This window comes from Streptomyces sp. ATLC9, assembly GCF_057196705.1.
This window is the reverse complement of sequence record NZ_JBXUOY010000026.1, coordinates 1-22,516: the sequence shown is the minus strand read 5'-3', so window position 1 is coordinate 22,516 and position 22,516 is coordinate 1. Positions and strand designations below refer to the sequence as shown.

Here is a 22,516-nt window from a genome sequence, read left to right as displayed (position 1 = left end):
CTGGCTCACCCCAGCCGGCTCTGCACCTGGGAGGAGATCAGCTCCAGGTGGTCCAGATCGTGCAGGTCCAGGATCTGCAGGTAGATCCGGGAGGAGCCCGCCTCGGCGTAGCGGCCGATCTTGTCGACCACCTCGGCCGGGGAGCCGGCCAGTCCGTTCTCCCTCAGCTCCGCCACCTCGCGGCCGATGGCCGCCGCGCGCCGCGCCACCTCGGCGTCGTCCCGGCCCACGCAGGCGACCAGGGCGTTGGAGTAGACCAGGTCGTCCCCGGCGCGGCCGTGCTCCTCGGCGGCGGCCCGCACCCGGCCGAACTGCCGCTCGCTGTCCTCGACGGAGACGAAGGGGGCGTTGAACTCGTCGGCGAAGCGCGCGGCCAGTGCCGGGGTGCGCTTGGCCCCCATGCCTCCGATGAGTACGGGGACCCTGTCCTGTGCGGGCTTGGGCAGCGCGGGCGACTCGGCGAGCCGGTAGTGGGCGCCGTCGTAGGAGAACGTCTTGCCCGGCTCGGTGGCCCACAGCCCGGTGACGATCTCCAGCTGTTCCCGGAGCCGGGAGAACCTCTCCTTGGGGAAGGGAATGCCGTAGGCCGTGTGCTCGGCCTCGAACCACCCGGCGCCCAGACCGAGTTCGACGCGCCCGCCCGACATGGCGTCGACCTGCGCCACCTGGATGGCCAGGACACCCGGCAGCCGGAAGGTGGCCGCGGTCATCAGGGTGCCCAGCCGGATGCGCCTGGTCTCCCGGGCGAGACCGGCCAGGGTGATCCAGGCGTCCGTCGGGCCGGGCAGCCCGTCGACGTCACCCATCTTCAGGTAGTGGTCGGAGCGGAAGAAGGCGTCGAAACCCAGGTCCTCGGTGGCCCTGGCGACCGCGAGGAGGGTGTCGTAGGAGGCACCCTGCTGGGGTTCGGTGAAGATGCGCAGATCCATGTCCTCCATCCTGCACCGTCACCGCGCCTCCTCCCTCACCGGCGGGCCGTCCCCGCGCACCGGCGGGGGCCGGCGGAAGGGCCGGGGTATGAGGGCGAGCCGCCTGAGGATCGCCGTCACCCTGTCGCCGCACTCGTCGGCCGCGTCGATGCCCTCGATGCACCGCCAGTAGAGCCCTTCCTCCTCCGCGTCGACCGCCACCCGCACCAGCGCGCCGCCGGCCTCCCCCAGCAGGTCGCCCAGGTCGTGCAGGGCCGAGAGGGGGTCGCTCATCTCCGTCAGACGGGCGGCGCGCGCCCCGTCGGACCGCTGCCCCGGGCCGCGCAGCGAACCGCAGGCGCGTCCGCCGGCCTCCCGCAGTCCACCGGCCTGGGCCCGCACCTCGGGCGGGCCCGCCGTGACCAGGTGGACTCCTACCGCCTCCGCGAGCGCCTGCGCCTGCCACGCCTCGGTAACGACGTCAGCCGCTTCCTCACTGTGTGCGAGCGCTCGCCGCGTGATCTCAATGAGTGGTACCGCATCCATCCACCTTTTCCCTCCGCAATCATTCGCTACCCAGCGTGATACCCAAGGCCGCACTTGACTAGAGGGTTCGGGAAAACTGTGGAAAAACTCGACACTGTGGAGAACCTCGTCACTCCGAAGAGTGACGATTGGCCTTCCCCTGCTCACCGCCGGAGCCGTCCGTCTCACCGACGCCCTCATCGCCCCCTCGGTCACTCTCCGCAACGGGGAAGCGCTGTTCGTTCCGCTCGATCTTCGCCTCCAGCGCGGCCAGCACGTCGATCCCCAGCACCTCGCAGAACTGCAGCAGGTAGGCGAGGACATCGGCCACCTCGTCCGCGACCCGCCCCGCCGTGTCCGGATCCTCCATCACCCGCGCCGACTCCTCGGGGGTGAGCCACTGGAAGATCTCGGCCAGTTCGGCCGTCTCCACTCCCAGAGCCGTCACCAGGTTCTTCGGTGTGTGGTACGGCTCCCACCGGCGTGCCGCCGCGAACTCGGCGAGTCTGCGCTGGAGTTCGCCCACCCGCCCCTCGGGCCGCCCGTACGGCGCCGGGCGGCGCCCCGTCTCCCGGCCCCCTGCGGCGTCCTCGCCGCCCCCGTCTCTTCCGTGCACCTGTCCGCCGTTCATCCGCCCAGGTCTACCAGCCGGGTCCCGGCCGCCTCCCCCACCGCCCCGCCGATGGCCGTCCCGTCGCAGACCGTCCCCAGCAGCCGCAGGTGGCCGCGCTCGCACATCCGCGCCGCGAGTCCGGTCAGTTCCCGCCGCTGCCGCGCGTCCATGCCCCGGTCGAACCCGTCGGCCAGCACCACCAGCGCATGCCGGGAGTCGGGCGCCTGCGGCTCCGGGCCGGCCCGGAGCACCCCGGGGCCGGCCAGCAGGACCAGCGCGAGCGCCAGGTAGCGCAGTTCCCCGTCCCCGAGCCGGTCCAGCGGGGTCGGCTCCAGCCCGTCGCCGTGCTCCACCAGCGCCCCGACCAGCCGCGTGCGCCCCCGTACCGTCACCGGTCCGGCCGCGCGCCCCGTCGCCGCCCTCTGCCCCGTCACCGGTCCGGCCGCCGGCTCGGCCACCGGTTCGGTCGGCAGTCCGGCCACCGGCCGGCCGAATCCGGGGCGTACGGCGTCCAGCAGCGCCGCGTACCGGGTCCGGCACTCGGTGCGGAGGCGGCCCAGCACCGCCGCGAGGTTGTCGCAGCCACCCCGCAGCAACGCGTCCACGGAGGCCACCGGTTCACGCATGGCCTCCGGCCGCGGATCGCAGACGAAGGCCGAGCGCAGCGCCGGCACCACCTGCTCGGCCGCGGCCAGCACCTGCCGCTGCCCCTCGGTGGCGCCTGCCACCCGCAGCGGCAGCAGGGCGGTGGCGAGCCGGTCGTCCGGCAGCAGGGCACGGGCCGCCTGGCCCACGCCCCCGGTGCGCCACTCGGCCCGCACCACCCGCCGTGCCGGGTCCCACAGCGCCGTCACCAGCAGGGTGCGGCCGTCCGCGCCGGTCAGCCGCTCACCCGCGACACGCAGCTCGGGCTCGGCCTGGACGGCGAGGTCGAGGCGCACCGGGCCGGCCGGACCGTCCACCGTGCACCCCAGCCGGAAACCGCGCCCGCCCTGCCCGTCCGGAGGCGCGCCGCGCGGAACACAGGCCGCCGGCCCGCCGTGCGCACCGCCGAAGACCTCGCCCACGCTCTCCCCTCCGGCCAGCCGCGCCAGCGCCTCGTACGCCTCCAGCACCGTGGACTTGCCGCTGCCGCTGGCCCCGGTGAGCAGGGTCAGCGGCTCCAGCGGCAGCCGCAGCCCGCAGTGTGCGCGGAACGCGGAGAGCCTCAGTTCGGTGACGACCGGCCGCCCGGCCCCGTTGTCGACCATGGCCCGGACGCTATCGGCGCCCCCTTCAGCCGAACCGTTACGGCCGCCCCGCGTTCCCCCGATCGGGGGGTGCTTCCGCTACCGGGCTGACGGGGCGGCGGGCTCCGCGGAACCGCGGGCTCACGAGGCGGCCGCGCCCACGGGACGGGCGCTCAGCACGTACGTGCCGGCGTGGTCGGCGACGGCGAGGTGGAACGGCGTTCCCCGGGCGAGCAGTTCGGACGCGGCCCGCTGCCGCTCCTCGTCCTCGTACCACCGGCGCAGTTCCGCGGGCGCGTCGGCCGCCCCGGCGGGCCCCGCCGGCAGGGGGACGAGGGCTCCGCCCGGTGCCCAGCGGGCCGTGAACGGGTCGGGGTCGAGCCCGTCGGCGATCCGGCGGGCCTGCTCCCGCAGCCAGTCCAGCACCCGGCGGCGGTCGGCCGCCTCGCAGGCGCCCAGTTGCACGGCGACCGTGCCGCCGCCCACCGCTCCCACGGCGACGGCCTCGGCCCGGTAGGCCGGGGGCTGGTGGCCGTTCCCGCCGCCGGGGCGGTCCCGGTCACGGAAGCGGCCCGGCGTCCGGGCGGGGGCGCGTACGAACAGGCGCGCGCCGCGCCATGAGAAGTCCCCCGCGGTCTCGGTACGGCAGCCGGTGCGGGGAAGGAGTCCGGAAGCGTTGATCACGTCTTCCACCGTGGCTTCCGCCGGCGGCGGGGACAAGCGGTCGGGCACGTCCGCCGGGCCGGTGTACGTGCCCGCGGGCGGTGCCGTACGCGCCGTCCGCCGCGGCACCGGGAGACGGCACCGGGACGCGGCAGGTCTCCGGTCAGCGCCAGTGCCCCAGGCGGTCCCCCCGGTCGAGCGGCCCGTCGGGACACAACGCCAGCCTGTCCGCCGTTACCGGTTTCCGCACCACCCGTCCGTCGCCGCTCGGGTCCGGGCTCGGGTCCGGCTGCATGTCCGGGGCCGGGCTCGGCTTTGAAGAACCCGGCACCGCCCTCCCTCCGCACAGCGCCCTCCACCCCGCGTCCCCGTCGTGGAGGTCGCCGACGGGGGAAGCCGACTCGGGCGGGGGGACGTACCGGGTGCTGTCGTCGAGGATCTCCGTCACCGCGTACCCGGCGCCGCCCACCATGAGCACCGCCGCCACCGCGTACGTCCTCGCCCGTCGCCCCATTCCGCGCTCCCGTCCGGCCGCCATCCGACGTCCACCCTGATCGAGTGGCCGAAGAGACCGCCGGCGCCCATGGCCTCCCGGCCGCGGATGGGAGGCGGATCCTCGGAAACACTGGGGGGATGCGCACCGAACCTGTTGTGGGATCCGACCGTGAGCCGCTCGCCCGCCTGCTCGACGCCGCCGAAGCGGCCGTCGACGCCGGGGTCGGATGGCTGGCGGAGGCGGGGGACGAGTGGTCGGAGCGGAGGTTCAAGACGTCGGGCGAGGAGGTCACGGACGCCGACGCCGAGGTGGAGCGGCGCATCACGGATGTGCTGCGGGAGCACGCGCCCGGCATCCCGGTCGTCGGCGAGGAGACGGACCGGGAGGAGGGGGACTCGGTGCCCTCCCGCTGCTGGCTGCTGGACCCGATCGACGGCACGATGAACTTCACGCGCGGAGCGCCCCCGCACGCCGTCTCCCTGGGGCTGGTGGACGGCGGTGAGCCCGTACTGGGCGTGGTCCACGCCCCCGCCCTGGGCCGCCGCTGGAGCACGGGCCCGGACACGGGCGCAGACGACGCCCGGGAGCCGTCCGGCGCGCGGAAGCTGTCCCGGGCGGTGGTCGGCGTCACGGGCGCGGGGAGCGTCGGCTCGCCCTCCGGGAGAGCGCTGGCCGTTCTGCTGGACGGGGCCTACCGGGTGCGGATGCAGGGCTGCATGAGCCTGGACCTGGTCGGAGTGGCCGAGGGCTGGCTGGACGCCTGCGTGTGCTTCGGCGCCAAGCCGTGGGACGTGACCGCCGGGGTGGCGCTGCTGCGCCGCCGCGGATGGACGGTGCTGGACGGGGGCGGGCGGCCGTACGCCTTCGGCGCCCCGGTGCTGGTGGCCGGGAACGGACCGCTGGCCGGAGAGCTGGCAGCCCTGTGCCGGGCACAGGCCCGGTGACGGCCCGGTGACGGTGCGATACGGATACGGGCGTTCCCGTGGCGGAGCGCGCGGCGAGCCCCTACCGTACGCGCATGCGCCACCCCGCTGAGTTGTACTACGCGTCCAGTCTGCCGTCCGACGAGGTACGGGCACTGCTCCGCCGCGACCAGCTTCTCCTGCGGACCTGCCAGGCCGCGCTGGGCCGCGTAGGCGAGGAGGTCCTGGGCCTGTCGGTGGAACCGCGCCCCGGCGAGGTCGTCATCCACGCGGCGGTGGCCAGGGAGACGCCCGGGGTGGCCGAGGACCTGTGCGACATCGCCTCCGAGCTGGAGCTCCTGCTGATGGGCGGGCCCGACGACCGCTCCGACATCACCGTCCAGGTCCACGTCGGGCCGCCCTGCCCCACCGACTGGCCCGGCTACGGACACGCGGTGGTCCACCTGGCCAAGACCGGGGAGCCCTGGGAAGCGGAGGACGCCTGACGGCGGCAGGCACGGGGAGGTGCCGCCGCGCACGGCTCGCGCGCACGGCGGCACCCGCCTGGCCGCCGTCCCCGGCGGCCCCGCCCCCCGTCGTCAGCGCGCGGCCGGAGCCGGGCCGACCAGCTTCTCCAGGACGTCCTCCATGGTGACGAAGCCCAGCAGCTCACCGCGGTCGCCGGTGACGGCGGCCAGGTGGGTGCCGCGGGCGCGCATGGAGGTGAGGACGTCGTCCAGCGGGGTGCCGGCCCCGATGCGTACGACGGTGCGCAGCGCCTCGCGCGGGAAGGGCCGGTCGCGGTGCACGACGCCGATGGCGTCCTTGACGTGCAGGTATCCGAGTACGGCGCCGCCCGGACCGGTGACCGGCAGCCGGGAGAAGCCGACCGTGGTGGCGGTCCGTTCCAGCTGGTCGGGGGTGACGGTGTGGCCGACGGTGTGCATCTCGGCCAGGGGCACCAGCACCTCGGACGCCGGGCGGCTGCCCAGTTCCAGGGCCTCGCGCAGCCGCTCGTGGCCGCCCGGTTCGATCAGTCCGGCCTCGCTGGCCTCCCGCGCCATGCGGGTGAGTTCGGCGTCGGTGAAGATCGAGGCGACCTCGTCCTTCGGCTCGACCCTGAGCAGGCGCAGCAGGGCGTTGGCGAAGGCGTTGATACCGAAGATCACCGGACGCAGGGCCCGGGTGAGGGCGACCAGCGGCGGCCCGAGCAGCAGCGCGGTGGGCACGGGCGCGGCCAGGGCGATGTTCTTGGGCACCATCTCGCCGATGAGCATGTGCAGATAGGTGGCCAGGGCCAGCGCGATGACGAAGGCGATCGGGTGGACCAGGGCACCGGGGACTCCGACGGCCTCGAAGGGCGGCTCCAGCAGGTGGGCGATCGCCGGTTCGGCGACCGCGCCCAGCACCAGGGAGGAGGCGGTGATGCCCAGCTGGGCGGTGGCCATCATCGCCGACAGGTGCTCCAGGCCCCACAGGGTGGTGCGGGCCCGCCTGGCGCCCTTCTCGGCGTGCGGCTCGATCTGGCTGCGGCGCACCGAGATCAGGGCGAACTCGGCGCCGACGAAGAAGGCGTTGACCAGGATCATCAGGGCGCCGATGGCCAGTTGCAGAGCGGTCATCGGGCGTCCTCCCGGTGGGAGCGGCCGGCCGCCGAGGCGGAGACGGTCCGCGCGGGTGCGGTGATCCGTACGCGGTCGGCGCGGTGGTGGTCGACGTCGAGGACGCGCAGCTCCCAGCCGGCGGTCTCGACGGTGTCGCCGGGTGCGGGGATGCGTTCCAGGCGCGCGGCGATCAGGCCGGCGGCGGTCTCGTAGGGCCCCTCGGGCGCGGCCAGTCCGATCGCGGCCAGCACGTCCAGGCGGGCGCCGCCGTCGGCCTCCCAGCGCGCCCGTCCGTCGGGGGCGGGGGCGGTGGGACGCAGGTCGGGCTCCTCCAGCGGATCGTGCTCGTCGCGGACCTCGCCGACGACCTCCTCGACGATGTCCTCCACGGAGGCGACCCCGGCGGTGCCGCCGTACTCGTCGATGACGACGGCGACGGTGCGGCGGGCGCGCAGGCGCTCCAGCAGCCGGTCCACCGGCAGGGTCTCGGGGACCATCAGCGGCTCGCCGAGCAGCTCGGTGACGGGGGTGGCGGAGCGCCTGTCCGCCGGGAGGGCCAGGACGTCGCGGATGTGGACGGTGCCGATCACCTCGTCCAAGGTGTCGCGGTAGACGGGGAAGACCGACAGACCGGTGGCCAGGGTGAGGTTCTCGGCGTCGGCGGCGGTGGCGTGCGCCTCCAGCGCGCGGACGTCCACGCGCGGCGTCATCACGTTCTCCGCGCTCAGTTCGCTCAGGTGGAGGGTACGGACGAACAGTTCCGCGGAGTCCTCCTCGATCGCGCCCTCCTTGGCGGAGCGGCGGGCCAGGGAGACCAGTTCGTCCGGGCTGCGGGCGGAGGCCAGCTCCTCGGTGGGCTCCAGTCCGAAGCGGCGCACGAAGCGGTTCGCGGTGCCGTTCAGATGGCGGATGAAGGGCCCGAAGACGGCGGTGAAGCCGCGCTGCGGGCCGGCGACGACGCGGGCGACGGCCAGCGGGCTGGAGATGGCCCAGTTCTTGGGCACCAGCTCGCCGACCACCATCAGCACCACCGTGGAGACGGCCACGCCCAGCACGGTGGCCGCCGAGGAGGCGGCGGAGCCCAGTCCGGCGTCGCGCAGCGGCCCGCGCAGCAGCGCGGCCAGGGACGGCTCGGCGAGCATGCCGATGACCAGCGAGGTGACGGTGATGCCGAGCTGGGCGCCGGAGAGCTGGAGGGTGAGCTGCCGGACGGCCTTGAGCGCGCCCTCGGCCCCGCGCTCCCCCTGGCGGGCGGCGCGGTCCAGTTCGCCGCGTTCGACGGTGGTCAGGGAGAACTCGGCGGCCACGAAGACCGCGCAGGCCAGGACGAGGGCCAGGGCCGCCAGCAGGAGCAGGGCCTCGGTCACCGTGCCACCCCCGCTCCCGGAATCGTCGCGGAGCGGCCGCGGGTGGCACGGCTGGTACTGGGAGGTTCGCCCATGGCGGGTGTGCTTCTCCTTCTGTGTCGGTCGGGGACCGGGTACCTCGGGACGGGCCGAGGCCTCCCGGTGAAGTGTAAAGGATCGGCAAAGCGGCAACACGGGGGGCGGAATGGCGCCCCGCCCCTTCCGGAGCACCCCGGCGACAGCGCGGCACATCCCTGATTCTACGATTCTGTAGAAATATCGGGAACGAGGACGCGGAGGCGGGGCCCTTGGCATTCCCGTCCGATCGCGTCGGCGCGGCCCGGCCTCCTCCCGACACCCGGAGTGTTCATGCCCCTGTGGAACCGTCTCGCGGAGTCCGCCCGGACGGTGCGGGGCAGGCTGGCGGCGAAGCGGAACGAACTGACGGGCGGCGCGTTCCGCGACGCGAGCATGGCGATGTGCGCGCTGGTCGCCGCGGCGGACGGGACGATCGACCCGGCCGAACGCCGCCGCGTCGCCCAGCTGATCGAGCACGACGAGGTGCTGCGGAGCTTCCCGGCCGGCGAACTGCGCGGCCGCTTCGAGAGCTGGCTGGACCGGCTCACCGCCGACTTCGACCTCAACCGGACCGAGGCCCTGCGGGAGGTCGCCAAAACCGCGCGCAGGCCCTCCGAGGCCCGCGCCGTCGTCCGTATCGGCATAGCGGTCGGCGGGGCCGACGGCTACTTCGACGCCGCCGAACTGGTGGTGGTCCGCGAGGTCTGCCACCTGCTCGACCTGCCGCTCCACGAGTTCGGGCTCTGACGGCGACGATGTCCGCGGCGGCGCCGCACCGCCCGGGCCCGGCGGCCGCCCGGCCCGCCCCGGTCACCGGGGCAGGAGGTGCGCTCCCGTCCCCCGGTGCGGGGAGGCCGCGGCGGGACGGGGCTCCGGTGACCAGGGCGGGAGCTGGTGGGGCCACCGCACGTAGGTGAGCGGCGACGTGCCCGACCGGGGGACGATCACGCCGACGGGCCACACCCGCAGCGTGTAGCTCCCGGTGTGGTCGGCGGCGGTGAGCCGGAACGACAACCCCTGGGCGAGCCGTTCGGCCGCGGCCTGCTGCTCCTCCTCGTCCGCGCACCACCGCCGCAGCTCCGCGGGCACGTCGGCGCCCCGCCCGGACCACTCCGGCCACTCCGGCCAATCCGGCACACGGCCGAGCGTGCCCTCCGCGGCCCACCGGGCCGTCAGCGGGTCGGGGTCGAGCCCGTCGGCGATACGGCGGGCCTGGCCGCACAGCCACCGCAGCGCGAGAACGCCGCTGGGGCCGGCGTATCCGCCCAGCAGCACCGCGACGGGCGCGCCGTCCACCGGCCCCTCGGCGGTGACGTCGGCCCGGTAGGCGCGCACATGCCCGCCCCACCGGCCCGGACGGAGCCCGTACCGCACCGGGCCGGGCGCGGCCGGGCGCGCACCGGGCCACCGCGGATACCGCACGGGCCCGGCGGGGCGGTCGGAGCGGGCGGAGGAAGTCGCGGGTTCGTTCGTCACGTCCCCACGGTGACCGCGGTAGCCCAGAGCGACAAGTGACAACTCAGAGCGAATGCGGTTGTTGTGTTCGCCGGGAGGTGGTGCGGCGCACGGCGTGCGCCTTCGCACCGCTACTCCGCCGCCTCTCGCCCCCCAGCACCCGAACCGGGCCCGGCGAGCTCAGTCGCTCAGCTCCGGCTTGCCGAACAGCACGGCGTACCCGGAGGGCAACCGGCTCAGTACCCGGTCGAGCTCGCCCCCGGAGACCGCACCGGCGGTGGTGGACAGCACGGCGCCGGCGTCCCATTCCGCCGTCCCGGGCCGCTCAGGGCCGCTCTCCGCCGGGAAGTCGCCCAGCGGGCCGGGCAGCCGGGCGGCCAGGTCCTCGGTCTCCCCCGGGGTGATGCGTGAGACGAGCACCTCCAGCACGGCCGTGGTCGCCTCCTCGGCCTCCTGCCCGCTCCTGTACTCCCCCGGCTCCCGGACCCGGGCGAGGAACTCGTCGTACCTCGTCGCTCCCTCCTCATCGGTCGGCGGATGTCACCTCGGCGGTCCGTTCCGCGTTCCACGGGTCACGCCGGCGAACCGCCTCGCGCCCGGTCGCCGCAGGCCCGGCGCCGAGCTCGGGCGCGGGCCCGGGCCGGCGGGCGAGGAGGGGCAGTTCGCGGACGAGGGCGTCGGCCAGCCGCCGGGCCCCGCCGGGGAGGGCGCGGGTGACCGCGGTGAGGGTGTACACACCCGCGTAGTGGGTCAGGGCCAGGCAGACGGTCCCCGGGGCCAGTACGGGCGGCAGGGGGACGATCCGCTCCAGCGGCCGGCCGTCCAGGGACCACGGGCCGCGCGGCCAGCCGAAGGCCAGGCAGGTCACGGGGCAGAAGCCCGGCGAGCAGCTCAGCGAGGCCAGCAGGCGCACCGCCCAGGGGCCGCCCAGCCGCGCGGCGGTGCCGACCGCGCGGCGGACGGTGTCCGCGCCGCCGTGGAGGGGGCCGAAGGCGGCCAGCGCGCCCCGGCAGGCCGCCAGCCGCTCCCCGGGGTCGGCGGCGGTCACCGGGAGCGGCACCCGTACCGCCGAGACGACGGTGCCGAGCATCCGTTCCTCCCGCGGTGCGCGCAGGTCCACCGGGAAGGAGCCGTACAGCGGGCGCGGTGCGCCGGGCCAGCGGTCCGGATCCCCGTGGACGGTGCGCAGGGCGCCCGCGGCGGCGGCCAGCAGCACCTCGTTGAGGGTGGCGCCCAGGCCGGGCAGGGCGCGGCGGGCGGCCCGCACCGCGCCCGCGTCCACCTCCGTCCAGGCCAGGTCCGGCCGCGGGCGGAGGCCGGAGGGCAGCGGCAGGACCCGGCCCGGCCCGAGCGCCGCGAGCGGGCGGGGGCGCTCGGGGCGTTCCGGGCGGAGGGCCCCGAGCGTCCCGACCGCCCGCACGCCCGTGCCCCTGCGGACGACACGGGCACCGCGCCCGGGGGCGCCGTCGAGCAGACGGCTGAGCAGGATCTCCAGGGAGCGGCCGTCCAGCAGGGCGTGGTGGGCGGTCAGTACGACGGCGAACCGCTCCCGGTCCGCGTGCCGTACCAGGGTCAGCCGCCAGGGCGGCAGCCCGGCGGGCAGGGCGCGGGTGACGAGCCGGCCGAGCAGGCCGGTGAACGCGGCGCCGTCGCCGCTGCCGGCGGCATTGACGACGGCGACGTGGCGGCGGACGTCGAACCGGTCGAGCGGCAGCCAGCGGTGCCCGCGCAGCCGGGCCGGGGGCGCGGGGGGCAGCAGCACCTGCCGCAGCCGGGGAAGGCCGCCCCAGCGCTCCCCGACCCGGGCGCGCAGCGCGTCCGCCCCCGGCGGCACGCCGGTGAACAGCGCCGCCATTCCAACCGTTTCGGGAACTCCGCGCGCACCGCAGTGGACTTCTTCCGCCGGGGACAGGGAGATGCTTCTCTGCATACGCCTTCTCGCTCACTCATCGAGAACTCGCGCAAATCTTCGACGGCTCGCCCGGAAAACACACGAGTCACCTGTCCGCGCCTTTTCTGATCCTGTGTCAGTATTCTGGCGGAACGCCCGGACGGGAAAGGACCGACGCCCGGACGGGCCCGGACGGCGCAACGGCCGGACCGGCGAGTGCGCCGCCGGAGCGTCTGTCGGAAGCCGCCCGCCACCGCACCGGCCCGGCTCCGAGGGGCCGGGCCTCAGAACCGGGCCCTCGGAGCCGGGCCGGAGGAAATCGGGGGCCGTTTCCCGTGGAATCACGGACACCGGCCGCCGGGCTCCGGTCGCACAAGAACACGAACACCCATCGGAAAACCGGCACAACTTCTCGACACCCTCTCGACGCGAACTTCTCGGGGAACAGCATGGCGGATGTCTTCGGCAAAGAACGGTCGGCTCTCCACCGCCTGGCGGCGCAGAGCGAATCCCGGCCCTATTACCGCCCCCTCTCCCCCCGGGGCGCGGAGGCCGGAATCGACGGCCGCACGGTGGTCATGGCCGGATGCAACGACTATCTGGGACTGTCGGCCGATCCCCGGGTGACCGAGGCCGCGGCCCGCGCGCTGCGCCGCTACGGCGTCTCCTGCTCCGGCTCTCGCGTGCTCAACGGCACACTCGCCCTCCACGAGGAACTGGAGGGCAGGCTGGCCGCGTTCGTCGGCGGCGAGGCGGCGCTGGTGACCACCACCGGCTTCCAGGCCAACCTCGCGCTCGCCGCCCTGCTGGACGAGCGCGACGCCGTCTTCGCCGACATGTCCAACCACGCCTCGCTGGTGGACGCCGTCCGGCTCGGCGGCGCCGCCCACCACCGCTACCGCCACCGCGACCTCGGCCACCTCGGCCGTCTGCTGGCCTCCTGCGGCCCGGCCCCCGAACCGGGCCGCGACCGCACTGCCGGCCCCGGCAGGCTGATCGTCACCGACGGCATGTTCTCCATGGAGGGCGACCTGTGCCCGCTGCCGGGCCTGGTGGAGCTGGCCCGGCGCCACGGCGCCCGGCTGGTGGTGGACGGCGCCCACGACATCGGCCTGCTGGGCGCCGGCGGACGCGGCGTGAGCGAGCACTTCGGGCTGACCGGCGAGGTGGACCTGGTCACCGGGACGCTGTCGAAGTGCTTCGGCTCCGTCGGCGGGATGCTGATCGGCCCCGCCTCCGTCGTCGAGCACCTGCGCCACAGCGCCCGCTCCGTCCTCTTCTCGGCCGCGATGCCACCGCCCTCGGCCGCCGCCGCCCTGGCCTCGCTCGGCATCATCGAGTCCGAACCCGAGCGCCGGGCGCGGGTGTTCGCCCACGCCCGGCGGCTGCTCGCGGGGCTGCGGTCGCTGGGCTGGGACACCGGCGACTCCACCACCCCGGTGGTGCCGGTGTACGTGGGCGACTCGCGGCTGTGCCTGCGGGTGTGGCAGGAGCTGCTGGACGCCGGGGTGTTCACCAACGCCGTGGTGGCGCCGGCCGTGGCCCGGAACCGGGCGCTGATCCGGGTGACCCCCCAGGCGATCCACACCGACGACCACATCACCCGCGTCCTGGAGGCCTTCACCCGGGTGCGGCGCGCCCTCGGCCCGGTCCTGCCTGCGCCGGGCGGGCCGAGGCGGTCCGAGGCGGTGGTGGCGTGACCGTCTCCCCCGCGCTCCCCTCGCATCCCGTGAGCGCTCCCTCCGCCGCCCGCGCCCCTGTGACGGTCGGTCCGGTGCGCGGACGCGCGGACACCGCCGCCTTCGCCGCCCTGCCCCGCACCCTGCACCGCGGCGACCCGTACCGGCTGCCGCCCGCCGGGAGGGACCAGCGCTTCCTGACCGACCGGCGGCGCAACCCGTTCTTCGAGGTCGGAGCGGCCGAGCTGTTCCTCGCCCGCCGGGGCCGGAGGGCGGTCGGGCGGATCGCCGCCGCGGTCGATCCCCGCTACCAGGCCCTCCACGACGCGCGCGGCGGCCTGTTCGGCCTCTTCGAGTGCGCCGACGACCTCGAAGCCGCCTCCGCCCTCTTCGACGCCGCCGCCGGCTGGCTGCGCGAACGCGGACTGGAGGGAATGCTCGGCCCGCTGGGCTTCTCCGTCCACGACGAGTGCGGGGTCCTCGTCGAGGGCTTCGACGGCCCGCCCACCGTGATGATGCCGTACAACCCCGCCTACTACCCCGCCCTGTACGCCGCCTGCGGGCTGGTCAAGGCCAAGGACCTGCTGTCCTGGCGCGTCCCCGTGCCTCCCGGCGGCGAGCCGCCCGGGGCCGCCGCCCGCGCGGCCCGCTGGGCCGCGGGCGCTCCGGACGTACGGCTGCGGCCCCTGGACCCCCGCCGCCGGGAGGCGGACCTGGCCGCCGTCCGCGCCGTCTACACCGACGCCTGGTCCGGCAACTACGCCTCCGTCCCCATGACCGGCCGCGAGTTCTCCCACGCGATGGACCGGCTGCGTCCGCTGGTACGGCCGGAACTGGTGTGGTTCGCCGAGGTGCGCGGCGAACCGGTCGCCTTCACCTTCTGGCTGCCCGACGTCAACCAGGCGCTGCACGCCGCCCGCGCCACACCCCTGGGCCGGCTGCGCGCGCCCCGGGCGGCCCGGCGCGTCGACCGGGCCCGGGTGATCCTCACCGGCGTACGGGCCGCCCACCGCGCCCGCGGACTGACCGCCGCGCTGCTCGCCGCGGCCCAGCGGTCGGCCTTCCGCCTGGGGTACACCGAGAGCGAGTTCTCCTGGCTGCTGGAGGACAACCGCGACGCCAACCGCTACGCCGAGGCCTTCGGCGGCGTCCTCCACCGCAGGCACCGCCTCTACCGGCGCGGCCTCGCCCCGCACCCGGCCGCCCCCGCGCCCGTCCCCGGAGCCCGCCGGTGAGGTACCTGGTCACCGGCGCCACCGGCTTCATCGGCGCCCGCCTGGTGCGCCGGCTGCTGGACGAGGGCCACACCGTCGCCGCCCTGGTACGGGACACCGCCCGGGCCCGGCTCCCGGCACCGGTGGAGCGGCTGGACGGCGACCTCGCGGACGGCCACGGCCTGCGACGGGCCGCCGCCTGGGGCGCCGACCGCGTGATCCACCTGGCCGGCACCGTCAGAGCCGCCCACCCGGACGGCTACGCCCCCGTCAACGCCGGCGGCACCCGCCGCCTGTGCGAGGCCCTGGCCGCGCTGCCGAACCCGCCCCGCCTGGTCCACTGCTCCTCCCTGGCCGCCGCCGGGCCCTCGCCGCCCGGCCGGCCGCGCCGCGAGGACGACCCGCCCGCGCCGGTGTCGGCGTACGGCCGCAGCAAGCTCGCCGGCGAGGAGGCGCTGCGCGCGGTGGCCGGCGCCCTGCCCGGTACCGTCGTGCGCCCGCCGATCGTCTACGGTCCCGGCGACACCGACTTCCTGCCCGCGCTGCTCGCCGCGGCGCGCTGCGGCGTACTGCCCGTGTGCGGGTTCGGGCCGCGCCGCTACTCGCTGGTCCACGTCGACGACCTGTGCCGCCTGCTGCTCGCCGCGGCCGACCGCGGCGCGACCGTCGGCCCCGGTGAGGGCTCCGGCGGGATCTACCACGCCGGCGACGGCGCCGGGCACCGCGGCGAAGACCTCGCGGCGGCCGTGGCGGCGGTGACCGGCCACCGCCGGCCCACCGCCGTCCCGCTCCCCCTCCCGGTGGCGTACGCCGCCGCCCGGTGCGCCGAGGCGGCGGCGCGGGCACGGGGGCGGCCGTCGGTGCTCTGCCATGACAAGGTCCGCGAACTGGCCCGCCCCGCCTGGATCTGCGGCCACGAACGGGCCTCCCGTGACCTCGGCTTCACCCCGGGGACCGTCTGGCCCGCGGGCCTCGCCGACGCCCTGCGCCACGCGCCCGTACCCGCGCCCGCTACCAGGAGGACCCCGTCATGACGTCCCGCCCCCGCACCGGCCGAGCCGAACGGCTGCGTGCCTCCCCGCCCCTGTTCCGCTCCCCGTTCCTGGACCGCTTCACCCGCGTCCACCCGGCCGTGCCCGTCGCCCTGTACGGCCCCCCGGCCGTCCTCCTCGCCGCCCTGGCCGCGCCCCGCCTGGGCTGGGCGTCCCTGGCCGGCCACGTCCTGCTCGGCTACGCGCTGTGGACGCTGACGGAGTACTGGGTGCACCGGTCCCTCTTCCACCTGACCCCTCGCAGCGCGCGCGGCAGGCGGCTGCACCGGATGGTGCACGGCGTCCACCACGACCACCCCGACGACCCGCGCCGTCTGGTCATGCCGCCCCTGGCCGGCCTGCCGCTGAACGGCCTCCCCTTCGCCGCCCTCCACCTGGCCCTGGACGGCGGCGCGGCCAACGCGGTGGCCGCCGGGTTCACCGCCGGATACGTCCTCTACGACGAGCTGCACTTCCTCCTGCACCGCCCCGGCCCGCACACCGCGCTCGTGCGCCGCCTGCGCAGACACCATCTGCGCCACCACTTCCAGGACGACAGCCGCGGTTTCGGGGTGAGCTGCCCCTACTGGGACCACGTCTTCGGCACCGCGCCGTCCCGCCCGGCCCCGGGGCGGACGCCGGCGAGCGGGGCGGCGGTGCGCTGAGCGCACCCGGCCCGCACCCGGCCCGCGCCCGGCGGCGGACGCGGGCCGGGCGGGCTCAGACGGCCCGCAGCACCACGGACACGTTGTGGCCGCCGAACCCGAAGGAGTTGCTGACGGCCACGCCGACACGCTGTTCGCGCACCGCCTTGGTCACCAGGTCGATGTCGAACTCCGGTGCGGGCGCGTCGGTGTTGGCAGTCGGCGGCACGGCGGACCGCTCGACGCACAGGGCCGTGAGCACCGCCTCCACCGCGCCCGCGGCGCCCAGCGAGTGCCCCAGGACGCCCTTGGCCGAGGTCACGCTCGGACCGTGGCCGAAGACCCTGGCGATCATGCTCGCCTCCGCCGCGTCGCCCAGCGGGGTGGAGGTGGCGTGCGCGTTGACGTGGTCGACGTCCCGCGGCTCCAGGCCCGCGTCCGCCAGCGCCGCGGTCACCGCCAGCTCCGCGAACCGGCCCTCGGGGTGCGGCGCGGTGGGGTGGAGCGCGTCGGTGCTGGTGCCGCAGCCGGCCAGCAGGGCGCGCGGACGTACGCCGCGCGCCCGCGCGTCCACCGCCCGCTCCAGCACCAGGACGGCCGCGGCCTCGGCCATCACGAACCCGTCGCTGTCCGCCGCGAACGGCCGTGAGGCCGCCGCCGGGTCACCGGTGCGCGACGACAGCGCCCCGGCCCGCTGGAACCCGGCCACCACCAGGGGCGTGACCGCGGCCTCCGTACCGCCCGCCAGGACGACGTCGCACAGACCGGCGGCCAGCCAGTCGCGCGCCACCGCCAGCGCGCTGGCCCCCGAGGCGCAGGCGGTGGAGACCGCCATGCTCGGACCGCGCGCCCCCAGGGCGAGCGCGACCTCGCCGGCCGCCATGTTCGGCAGCAGCCTCGGGATGACCACCGGCGACACCGCCTCGGGGCCCTCCCGCCGCATCCGGCCGAACTCCGCCTCCCAGGTGGCGGCCCCGCCCAGGCTGCACCCGACGGCCGTGCCCATCCGGGCGCCGTCCCAGGAGGACGGATCCAGCCGCGCGTCCCGCAGCGCCTCGTCGGCCGCCGCCAGCGCGATCCGCGTGAAGCGGTCCTGCCGCCACAGCTGCCGCCGGCGCCCGCGGTCGGCGACCTCCACCTCGGGGACGCGGCAACTGAAGTCCACCGGCAGACCGGCCAGTTCATCGTCCCGGGAGGCCGTGGGCCCGGCGGCGCAGACCCGGCGCCAGGTCTCCTCCACCCCGGCCCCGGCCGGGGTGACCGCCCCCAGGCCGGTCACCGCGATGTCGGGGCGGTTCACCGCGGAGCCGCCGCCGTACCCGCACCCCACGCGGCCTCGACCGCGTCGGCGATCTCCCCCAGCGTGGTGTCCAGGGTGATCTGGTCCTCCGCGAACGGCACACCGGTGCCCTCCCGCAGGGTCAGGGCGAACTCGACCCGCCCCAGCGAGTCCAGGTCGATCTCCTCCAGCGTGGCGCCGGGCGACAGCTCGTCCTCGCTGAACTGGAACTTGCCGACCAGGATGTCCGCAACGACGCCGTATGCCTTGCCCACCGGGCCTCCTCGCGCGCTCAACTCGGACCGGCCGGAACCGGCCCCCTTCCGCGCCCCATCCTTGTGGCTCGGCACGGCCGGGCCGGGAGCGGAACGGCCCGGAAAGCGCATTTCACCCGTACGAGGCAGTGGGCCGCGCCCCCGCCACACACCGCGGGCCCGGCCTCTCCGTGCGCCGGAGGGGCCGGGCCCGCGGGGCGGAAGCCACTGCCGCCCGCCGTCGGCCGGGAGACCTTCGAGGTATTACAAGCTGCTTGGCACACTTTTCCTGAAGGTACACAGAGTGGCGAGGAGCCGGCCCGTCCGGCGCGGGTGTTAGCGTCCGAGCACATGGACGACAACGTGTACACGGGCAGTGCCGGGCCGGACGCGGCACTGGACCGGGGCTGGCTGCTGGGCCACTTCAAGGACGCGGGCGACCCGCGGCACAGCGGGGCGCTGGAGATCAAGTGGGGCGTCCACCCCCGTGGCGAGCGGCGGCGGCAGTGGGTGCGCGGCGAGGAGCGCGCCACCTTCCAGATCCTGATCGAGGGCCGTTTCCGCGTCGAGTTCCCCGGCCGCGCAGTCGTCCTGGCCGAGCGGGGCGACTACGTGGTGTGGGGCCGGGGTGTGGACCACTCCTGGGTCGCCGAGGAGGACTCGACGCTGCTGACGGTCCGCTGGCCCTCCGTCCCCGGCTACGCGCTGCCGCCCCGGCGGTGAGACCGGAAGCGCCACCGGGCCGCCGCCCGGCCCGCCCCCGGCCGCACCCCGCGGGTCTCAGTGGAGGACGGAGAGCCCGGCCGCGTCGAAGGGACGCAGATCGCCGAAGCGGCCGGCCAGCACCTTCGCCGCCCACTCCGGGTCGCCGAGCAGGGAGCGGCCGACCGCCACGAGGTCGAACTCGTCGCGCTCCAGCCTCTCCAGCAGGGCGTCGATGTCCGTGAGGCCGCCGTCCGCTCCCTGGAACGCGGCGAAGAACTCGTTGTCCAGGCCGACCGAACCGACGGTGATGGTGGGGCGGCCGGTCAGCTTCTTCGCCCAGCCCGCCAGGTTGAGGTCGGAGCCCTCGAACTCCGGCTGCCAGTAGCGGCGCGTGGAGCAGTGGAAGACGTCCGCCCCCGCCTCGGCCAGCGGGGTGAGGACCGCCTCCAGCTCCTCGGGCGTCTCGGCGAGTCTGGCCCGGTAGTGGCCCGCCTTCCACTGGGAGGCGCGGAAGCTGATCGGGAAGTGCGGGGAGACGGCCTCGCGGCAGGCCGCCACGATCTCCGCGGCGAAGCGGACGCGGGAGGCGAGGCCGCCGCCGTAGGCGTCGGTGCGCCGGTTGGTGTGCGACCACAGGAACTGGTCGACCAGATAGCCGTGGGCGCCGTGGATCTCGACGCCGTCGAAACCGCGGGCCTCGGCCGCGGCGGCTCCGGCGGCGAACGCGGCGATCACGTCGTCGATGTCGGAGCGTGTCATCGTACGGCCGCTCCCCTCACCCTCCAGGGGGATGCCGGAGGGGCCCGTGCGCGGGGCGTCGGGGAACGGCGGGGCCCCGGCGTCGCGCACCATGCCCACGTGCCACAGCTGCGGCATGACCGCCCCGCCCGCGCCGTGGACCGCGTCGGCCACCTTCTCCCAGCCCGCGAGCGCGTCCTCGCCGTGGAAGCGGGGCACCCGGTCGCTGGTACCGGCCGAGGGGTGGTCGACGTAGGTGCCCTCGGTGATGATCAGGCCCACCTCGGCGGCGGCCCGGCGGGCGTAGTAATCGGCCACGTCCGGGCCGGGGACGCCGCCGGGCGAGAACTGGCGGGTCATCGGCGCCATCACGACGCGGTTGCGGAGGGTCAGGCCGCCCAGGGAGAAGGTGCGGCCGAGTGTGTTCCGGGCGCGCACGGACGGGCTGTCGGTCATGGGATCCGCCTTCGGTCGTCGGAGTGCCGCGCCCGGGTACGGCGCGGCACGGTCCGTGCAACCGGTACCGCGTCCGATCGATTCCCCCGACCGGCAGAGGTTTCCGGACCTCCGCGGACGGGATCGGCCCACGGGTGGCGAGGCGGTCGGCGGGACGGTCCGCGGGGAGGTCAGCGGGCGGTTATGACCAGCGCCGCGCTGTCGTCCCCGCTGGGGGCCGCGTCGTCGGAGAAGCGGTCGACGGAGGCGACCACCTCGTCGAGGAGTTCCCGGGCGCCCGTGCCGTCGTCGCGGCCCGCGCGGGCGAGGGCCGCGGCCAGGCCCTCCTCGCCGAGGAACCGGCCGTCGGCCGAACGGGCCTCGGTGAAGCCGTCGGTGACCAGGAACAGGGTCTCCTCCGGCCGCAGGGTCAGCCGCGCCGTGCGGACGGCCGGGTCGGGGACGACGCCCAGCAGCATGCCCCCGGCCGTGACCTCCTCCACCCGCCGGCCGCCGCGCCGCACCAGGGGCGGGACGTGGCCGGCCCGGACGAGTTCGACCTCCAGCCCGTCCTCCCCCGGCGTCATCCGGCCGTAGACGAGGGTGACGAAGGCGCTGCCGTGCCGGACTCCCTCCAGCAGGGCGGTGTTGACCTCCGCGACCGTCCGGGCCGGGTCCTCGACGAGCCGGGCGACGGCGCGGGCGGTGTGGCGGACCAGTCCGGTGACGGTGGCCGCCGACGCCCCCCGCCCGCACACATCACCGATCATGAAGGCCCAGCGGCCGCCGCCCAGCGGGAAGACGTCGTAGAAGTCGCCGCCGACGTCCAGCCCCCCGCCGGCCGGCCGGTAGCAGGTGGCGACCTCGGCGCCGGGGACGGCGGGCGGCTCGGGCAGCAGCAGTCCGGCCTGGAGATCGCGGGCCAGCTCGACGCGCTCGGTGTACTGGCGCGCGTTGTGGGCGATGACGGCGGTGCGGCGGGCGAGCTCCTCGGCGAGGGCCGCCGTGCGCTCCCGGAGGGGGTGGTCCCCGGTGAACAGCAGGGTCAGCACGGCGAAGGGGGCCCCGCGCCAGCTCAGCGGTACGCACACATAGCCGGTGACGCCCAGCTCCCGCCAGGGTCCCGGGGACGGCGGGACGCGGCGGGCCACCTCCGTCGCCCCGCTCTCCAGCACCCGGGCGGCCATCTCGCCGTCCGGGCGGAGCCCGCTGCGCGCGGACTCCCGCGGCCACCGCCCGCCCCGGTCCCCGGCGGCGAACGCGGCGGCCCTCCGCAGCCGTCCGCCCTCGCGCACGTCCACCGCGCTCATCGGCGCCAGCGCCGGGACGCTCAGCTCGGCCAGCCGGCGCAGGCTGTCGTCGAAGTCCAGGTCGCGGCCGATGCGGGTGCTGGCCTCCAGGACGAAGGCGAGGTCCTGCCGGGCGGCCCGCTCTTCAGCTTCGGCCCGCTCGCGGGCCTGCTTGATCTGGTGGCGCTCCACCGCCAGGGCGGCGGTACGGGCGAAGGCGGCGGCCAGGGCCAGGTCCGCCCCGCGGGGCGCGAGCGGGACCCGGTGGTACATCGCGAAGGTGCCCAGCAGCCGTCCGTCCGTGCCCGTGACCGGGGTGGACCAGCAGGCGGCCAGCCCCGCCCGCAGGGCCGGTTCGCGGAAGTCCTCCCAGTACGGGTGGGTGGCGATGTCGGCGACGACGACCGTCTCGCGGCGGTGGGCGGCGGTGCCGCACGAGCCGATGCCCTCGCCCACGGCGATGCCGTCGATGGCGCGGTTGTAGAAGTCCGGCAGGCTCGGCGCGGCGCCGTGGCGCAGGTGGCGGCCGTCGGCGTCGGCGAGGAGCACCGCGACCAGCACTCCGGGGTCGAGCTCCTCGATGGCGGCCGTCATGGCGCGCAGGACGTCTCCTATGGGCGCGTCCAGGGCGATCTGCTCCAGCAGGGCGCGCTGCTCGGCGGCCAGCTGCCGGGCGTGCCGGACGGCGGTGGTGTCCACGCCCAGGGCGGTGACGCCGACCACCTGCCCGTCCGGCCCACGGCGTGGTTCGTAGGCGAAGTCGTAGTACGCCTCGTTCATGGCGCCCGGCGGGCCCAGCAGGACCCTGGCGCCCCGGGCGGTGTAGGGGCGGCCGGTGCGGTGGACGCCGTCGAGCAGATCCACGATCCCCTGCTCGGTGAGTTCGGGGGCGAACTCGGCCAGGGGGACGCCGGTGGCCTCCTCGCGGCCCAGGGCCCGGAAGAACGCGGGGTTGGCCGTCTCCACGACGTGGCGCGGACCCGACAGTTCGGCGAAGACGGCGTCGGAGGCGCGGAACAGACCGTGCGTCCCGTCGGCGGCGAGCGGGCCGGGCACCCCGTTCACCGGTGCCGCGGCGGTCGTACGCGTCGCCTGTGCCTCCATCGGCGTTCCCCACTTCACTGCTGACCCCGGCCCACTCGCCGTCCCGGTCGGAGCCGGCCACCTCGAACGGGCGGTGATCCGATGTTCCGGCACAGGGCACGGTAAGTCCAGCAAGTGCCGGACACCCTCGGCCACCTGCGCCGCGCGCCCGCACCCGTTCGGGCGGACCGGCGGATTCCCGCCCCTCCGCGGCGGGGGCTACGCGGCCCTGCCCCTGTCGTCCCGGTCCTCGTCGAGGATCTCGGCGTCCACCACGTCCTCGTCCGCGCCGCCGGCCTTCCCGCCGGCACCGGCGGCACCGGCCTCGCCGCCCGCGGCCTGCCGGCCCTGGGCGTCGGCGTACAGGGCCTGGCCCAGCTTCTGGCTGGTGGCCGCCACCTTCTCCGAGGCCTCGCGGATGGCCGCTGTGCTGTCACCCCCGGCGGACTCACCCC

21 protein-coding genes and 2 pseudogenes are annotated in these 22,516 nt (G+C 76.0%); 8 read left to right on the top strand and 15 right to left on the bottom strand.

From position 1 onward, the window contains the following. Positions 1-5 precede the first annotated feature (5 nt). The 5 genes from AC2CJA_RS05075 to AC2CJA_RS05055 form a co-directional block, all read right to left on the bottom strand. The gene (locus AC2CJA_RS05075) at positions 6-929 is read right to left on the bottom strand and encodes an LLM class F420-dependent oxidoreductase (RefSeq protein ID WP_484601442.1); all 924 of its coding nucleotides are present in this window, start codon (positions 927-929) and stop codon (positions 6-8) included. A gap of 18 nt (positions 930-947) precedes the next feature. After that, positions 948-1,454 (bottom strand): DUF6099 family protein, encoded by a 507-nt coding sequence (locus AC2CJA_RS05070; protein ID WP_484601441.1) that lies wholly within the window; start codon positions 1,452-1,454, stop codon positions 948-950. Positions 1,455-1,563: 109 nt separating this feature from the next. Then, positions 1,564-1,959, bottom strand: coding sequence for a nucleotide pyrophosphohydrolase (locus AC2CJA_RS05065; RefSeq protein ID WP_484601452.1), 396 nt, complete (start codon positions 1,957-1,959; stop codon positions 1,564-1,566). Positions 1,960-2,060: 101 nt separating this feature from the next. Continuing rightward, positions 2,061-3,296: an AAA family ATPase gene (locus AC2CJA_RS05060; RefSeq protein ID WP_484601440.1), complete on the bottom strand. Its 1,236-nt coding sequence runs from the start codon at positions 3,294-3,296 to the stop codon at positions 2,061-2,063. Between the two features lie 120 nt (positions 3,297-3,416). Next, positions 3,417-3,959 (bottom strand): hypothetical protein, encoded by a 543-nt coding sequence (locus AC2CJA_RS05055; RefSeq protein ID WP_484601439.1) that lies wholly within the window; start codon positions 3,957-3,959, stop codon positions 3,417-3,419. A gap of 612 nt (positions 3,960-4,571) precedes the next feature. Between AC2CJA_RS05055 and AC2CJA_RS05050 the strand changes: the two genes are divergently transcribed. Together AC2CJA_RS05050 and AC2CJA_RS05045 are read left to right on the top strand one after the other, a co-directional pair. Further along, positions 4,572-5,378 (top strand): inositol monophosphatase family protein, encoded by an 807-nt coding sequence (locus AC2CJA_RS05050; RefSeq protein ID WP_484601438.1) that lies wholly within the window; start codon positions 4,572-4,574, stop codon positions 5,376-5,378. A gap of 74 nt (positions 5,379-5,452) precedes the next feature. Further along, positions 5,453-5,842 (top strand): hypothetical protein, encoded by a 390-nt coding sequence (locus tag AC2CJA_RS05045; RefSeq protein WP_484601437.1) that lies wholly within the window; start codon positions 5,453-5,455, stop codon positions 5,840-5,842. A gap of 93 nt (positions 5,843-5,935) precedes the next feature. Here AC2CJA_RS05045 and AC2CJA_RS05040 read toward each other — a convergent pair whose 3' ends face one another. Both AC2CJA_RS05040 and AC2CJA_RS05035 read right to left on the bottom strand, forming a co-directional pair. Beyond that, the gene (locus AC2CJA_RS05040; protein WP_241714124.1) at positions 5,936-6,958 is read right to left on the bottom strand and encodes a hemolysin family protein; all 1,023 of its coding nucleotides are present in this window, start codon (positions 6,956-6,958) and stop codon (positions 5,936-5,938) included. After that, positions 6,955-8,307, bottom strand: a complete 1,353-nt coding sequence (locus tag AC2CJA_RS05035; RefSeq protein ID WP_484601436.1) for a hemolysin family protein — start codon at positions 8,305-8,307, stop codon at positions 6,955-6,957. The genes AC2CJA_RS05040 and AC2CJA_RS05035 overlap by 4 nt, the downstream gene beginning before the upstream one ends. A 348-nt stretch (positions 8,308-8,655) precedes the next feature. On the opposite strand from AC2CJA_RS05035, the gene AC2CJA_RS05030 reads away from it, so the two are divergent. Continuing rightward, on the top strand, positions 8,656-9,111 hold the full coding sequence (locus AC2CJA_RS05030; protein WP_484601435.1) for a tellurite resistance TerB family protein: 456 nt from the start codon (positions 8,656-8,658) through the stop codon (positions 9,109-9,111). A 63-nt stretch (positions 9,112-9,174) separates the two neighbouring features. Here the strand turns inward: AC2CJA_RS05030 and AC2CJA_RS05025 are convergent, their stop codons facing one another. The 3 genes and pseudogenes from AC2CJA_RS05025 to AC2CJA_RS05015 form a co-directional block, all read right to left on the bottom strand. Beyond that, positions 9,175-9,840 carry a hypothetical protein gene (locus tag AC2CJA_RS05025; RefSeq protein WP_484601434.1) on the bottom strand — a complete coding sequence of 222 codons (666 nt, stop codon included), beginning with the start codon at positions 9,838-9,840 and terminating at the stop codon, positions 9,175-9,177. Between the two features lie 159 nt (positions 9,841-9,999). Next, positions 10,000-10,332 (bottom strand): annotated as a pseudogene (locus tag AC2CJA_RS05020) (DUF2267 domain-containing protein); the annotation flags it as partial. A 10-nt stretch (positions 10,333-10,342) separates the two neighbouring features. Beyond that, positions 10,343-11,749 (bottom strand): wax ester/triacylglycerol synthase domain-containing protein, encoded by a 1,407-nt coding sequence (locus tag AC2CJA_RS05015; protein ID WP_484601433.1) that lies wholly within the window; start codon positions 11,747-11,749, stop codon positions 10,343-10,345. A 410-nt stretch (positions 11,750-12,159) separates the two neighbouring features. On the opposite strand from AC2CJA_RS05015, the gene AC2CJA_RS05010 reads away from it, so the two are divergent. The 4 genes from AC2CJA_RS05010 to AC2CJA_RS04995 are packed head-to-tail and all read left to right on the top strand — an operon-like array spanning position 12,160 to position 16,299. Continuing rightward, positions 12,160-13,410, top strand: coding sequence for an aminotransferase class I/II-fold pyridoxal phosphate-dependent enzyme (locus AC2CJA_RS05010; protein ID WP_484601432.1), 1,251 nt, complete (start codon positions 12,160-12,162; stop codon positions 13,408-13,410). 29 nt (positions 13,411-13,439) lie between these two features. Continuing rightward, positions 13,440-14,624, top strand: a complete 1,185-nt coding sequence (locus tag AC2CJA_RS05005; RefSeq protein ID WP_484601431.1) for a GNAT family N-acetyltransferase — start codon at positions 13,440-13,442, stop codon at positions 14,622-14,624. Next, on the top strand, positions 14,621-15,637 hold the full coding sequence (locus AC2CJA_RS05000; protein WP_484601430.1) for an NAD-dependent epimerase/dehydratase family protein: 1,017 nt from the start codon (positions 14,621-14,623) through the stop codon (positions 15,635-15,637). Before AC2CJA_RS05005 ends, AC2CJA_RS05000 begins: the two co-directional genes overlap by 4 nt. Beyond that, positions 15,634-16,299, top strand: coding sequence for a sterol desaturase family protein (locus AC2CJA_RS04995; RefSeq protein ID WP_484601429.1), 666 nt, complete (start codon positions 15,634-15,636; stop codon positions 16,297-16,299). Before AC2CJA_RS05000 ends, AC2CJA_RS04995 begins: the two co-directional genes overlap by 4 nt. Before the next feature lie 55 nt (positions 16,300-16,354). On the opposite strand, the gene AC2CJA_RS04990 is transcribed toward AC2CJA_RS04995, so the two are convergent. Together AC2CJA_RS04990 and AC2CJA_RS04985 are read right to left on the bottom strand one after the other, a co-directional pair. Beyond that, on the bottom strand, positions 16,355-17,578 hold the full coding sequence (locus tag AC2CJA_RS04990; RefSeq protein WP_484601428.1) for a beta-ketoacyl-[acyl-carrier-protein] synthase family protein: 1,224 nt from the start codon (positions 17,576-17,578) through the stop codon (positions 16,355-16,357). Beyond that, positions 17,575-17,832, bottom strand: coding sequence for an acyl carrier protein (locus tag AC2CJA_RS04985; protein WP_484601427.1), 258 nt, complete (start codon positions 17,830-17,832; stop codon positions 17,575-17,577). The genes AC2CJA_RS04990 and AC2CJA_RS04985 overlap by 4 nt, the downstream gene beginning before the upstream one ends. Positions 17,833-18,162: 330 nt before the next feature. Here AC2CJA_RS04985 and AC2CJA_RS04980 point away from each other — a divergent pair, with 330 nt between their 5' ends. Continuing rightward, positions 18,163-18,534 carry a cupin domain-containing protein gene (locus AC2CJA_RS04980; RefSeq protein WP_484601426.1) on the top strand — a complete coding sequence of 124 codons (372 nt, stop codon included), beginning with the start codon at positions 18,163-18,165 and terminating at the stop codon, positions 18,532-18,534. 57 nt (positions 18,535-18,591) lie between these two features. On the opposite strand, the gene AC2CJA_RS04975 is transcribed toward AC2CJA_RS04980, so the two are convergent. The 3 genes and pseudogenes from AC2CJA_RS04975 to dnaK all read right to left on the bottom strand — a co-directional run. Continuing rightward, complete coding sequence (locus tag AC2CJA_RS04975; protein WP_484601425.1) at positions 18,592-19,710, bottom strand: NADH:flavin oxidoreductase; 1,119 nt, start codon at positions 19,708-19,710, stop codon at positions 18,592-18,594. A gap of 170 nt (positions 19,711-19,880) precedes the next feature. After that, on the bottom strand, positions 19,881-22,082 hold the full coding sequence (locus AC2CJA_RS04970; protein WP_484601424.1) for a SpoIIE family protein phosphatase: 2,202 nt from the start codon (positions 22,080-22,082) through the stop codon (positions 19,881-19,883). A gap of 198 nt (positions 22,083-22,280) precedes the next feature. Beyond that, positions 22,281-22,516 (bottom strand): annotated as a pseudogene (dnaK, locus tag AC2CJA_RS04965) (molecular chaperone DnaK); the annotation flags it as partial.

What these genes read in the sequence shown, in the direction of transcription:
- AC2CJA_RS05075 (WP_484601442.1), bottom strand. Translation starts at nt 929, where the DNA reads ATGGATCTGCGCATCTTCACCGAACCCCAGCAGGGTGCCTCCTACGAC.
- AC2CJA_RS05070 (WP_484601441.1), bottom strand. Translation starts at nt 1,454, where the DNA reads ATGGATGCGGTACCACTCATTGAGATCACGCGGCGAGCGCTCGCACAC.
- AC2CJA_RS05060 (WP_484601440.1), bottom strand. Translation starts at nt 3,296, where the DNA reads ATGGTCGACAACGGGGCCGGGCGGCCGGTCGTCACCGAACTGAGGCTC.
- AC2CJA_RS05050 (WP_484601438.1), top strand. Translation starts at nt 4,572, where the DNA reads ATGCGCACCGAACCTGTTGTGGGATCCGACCGTGAGCCGCTCGCCCGC.
- AC2CJA_RS05045 (WP_484601437.1), top strand. Translation starts at nt 5,453, where the DNA reads ATGCGCCACCCCGCTGAGTTGTACTACGCGTCCAGTCTGCCGTCCGAC.
- AC2CJA_RS05040 (WP_241714124.1), bottom strand. Translation starts at nt 6,958, where the DNA reads ATGACCGCTCTGCAACTGGCCATCGGCGCCCTGATGATCCTGGTCAAC.
- AC2CJA_RS05030 (WP_484601435.1), top strand. Translation starts at nt 8,656, where the DNA reads ATGCCCCTGTGGAACCGTCTCGCGGAGTCCGCCCGGACGGTGCGGGGC.
- AC2CJA_RS05015 (WP_484601433.1), bottom strand. Translation starts at nt 11,749, where the DNA reads ATGCAGAGAAGCATCTCCCTGTCCCCGGCGGAAGAAGTCCACTGCGGT.
- AC2CJA_RS05010 (WP_484601432.1), top strand. Translation starts at nt 12,160, where the DNA reads ATGGCGGATGTCTTCGGCAAAGAACGGTCGGCTCTCCACCGCCTGGCG.
- AC2CJA_RS04995 (WP_484601429.1), top strand. Translation starts at nt 15,634, where the DNA reads ATGACGTCCCGCCCCCGCACCGGCCGAGCCGAACGGCTGCGTGCCTCC.
- AC2CJA_RS04980 (WP_484601426.1), top strand. Translation starts at nt 18,163, where the DNA reads ATGGACGACAACGTGTACACGGGCAGTGCCGGGCCGGACGCGGCACTG.
- AC2CJA_RS04975 (WP_484601425.1), bottom strand. Translation starts at nt 19,710, where the DNA reads ATGACCGACAGCCCGTCCGTGCGCGCCCGGAACACACTCGGCCGCACC.
- AC2CJA_RS04970 (WP_484601424.1), bottom strand. Translation starts at nt 22,082, where the DNA reads ATGGAGGCACAGGCGACGCGTACGACCGCCGCGGCACCGGTGAACGGG.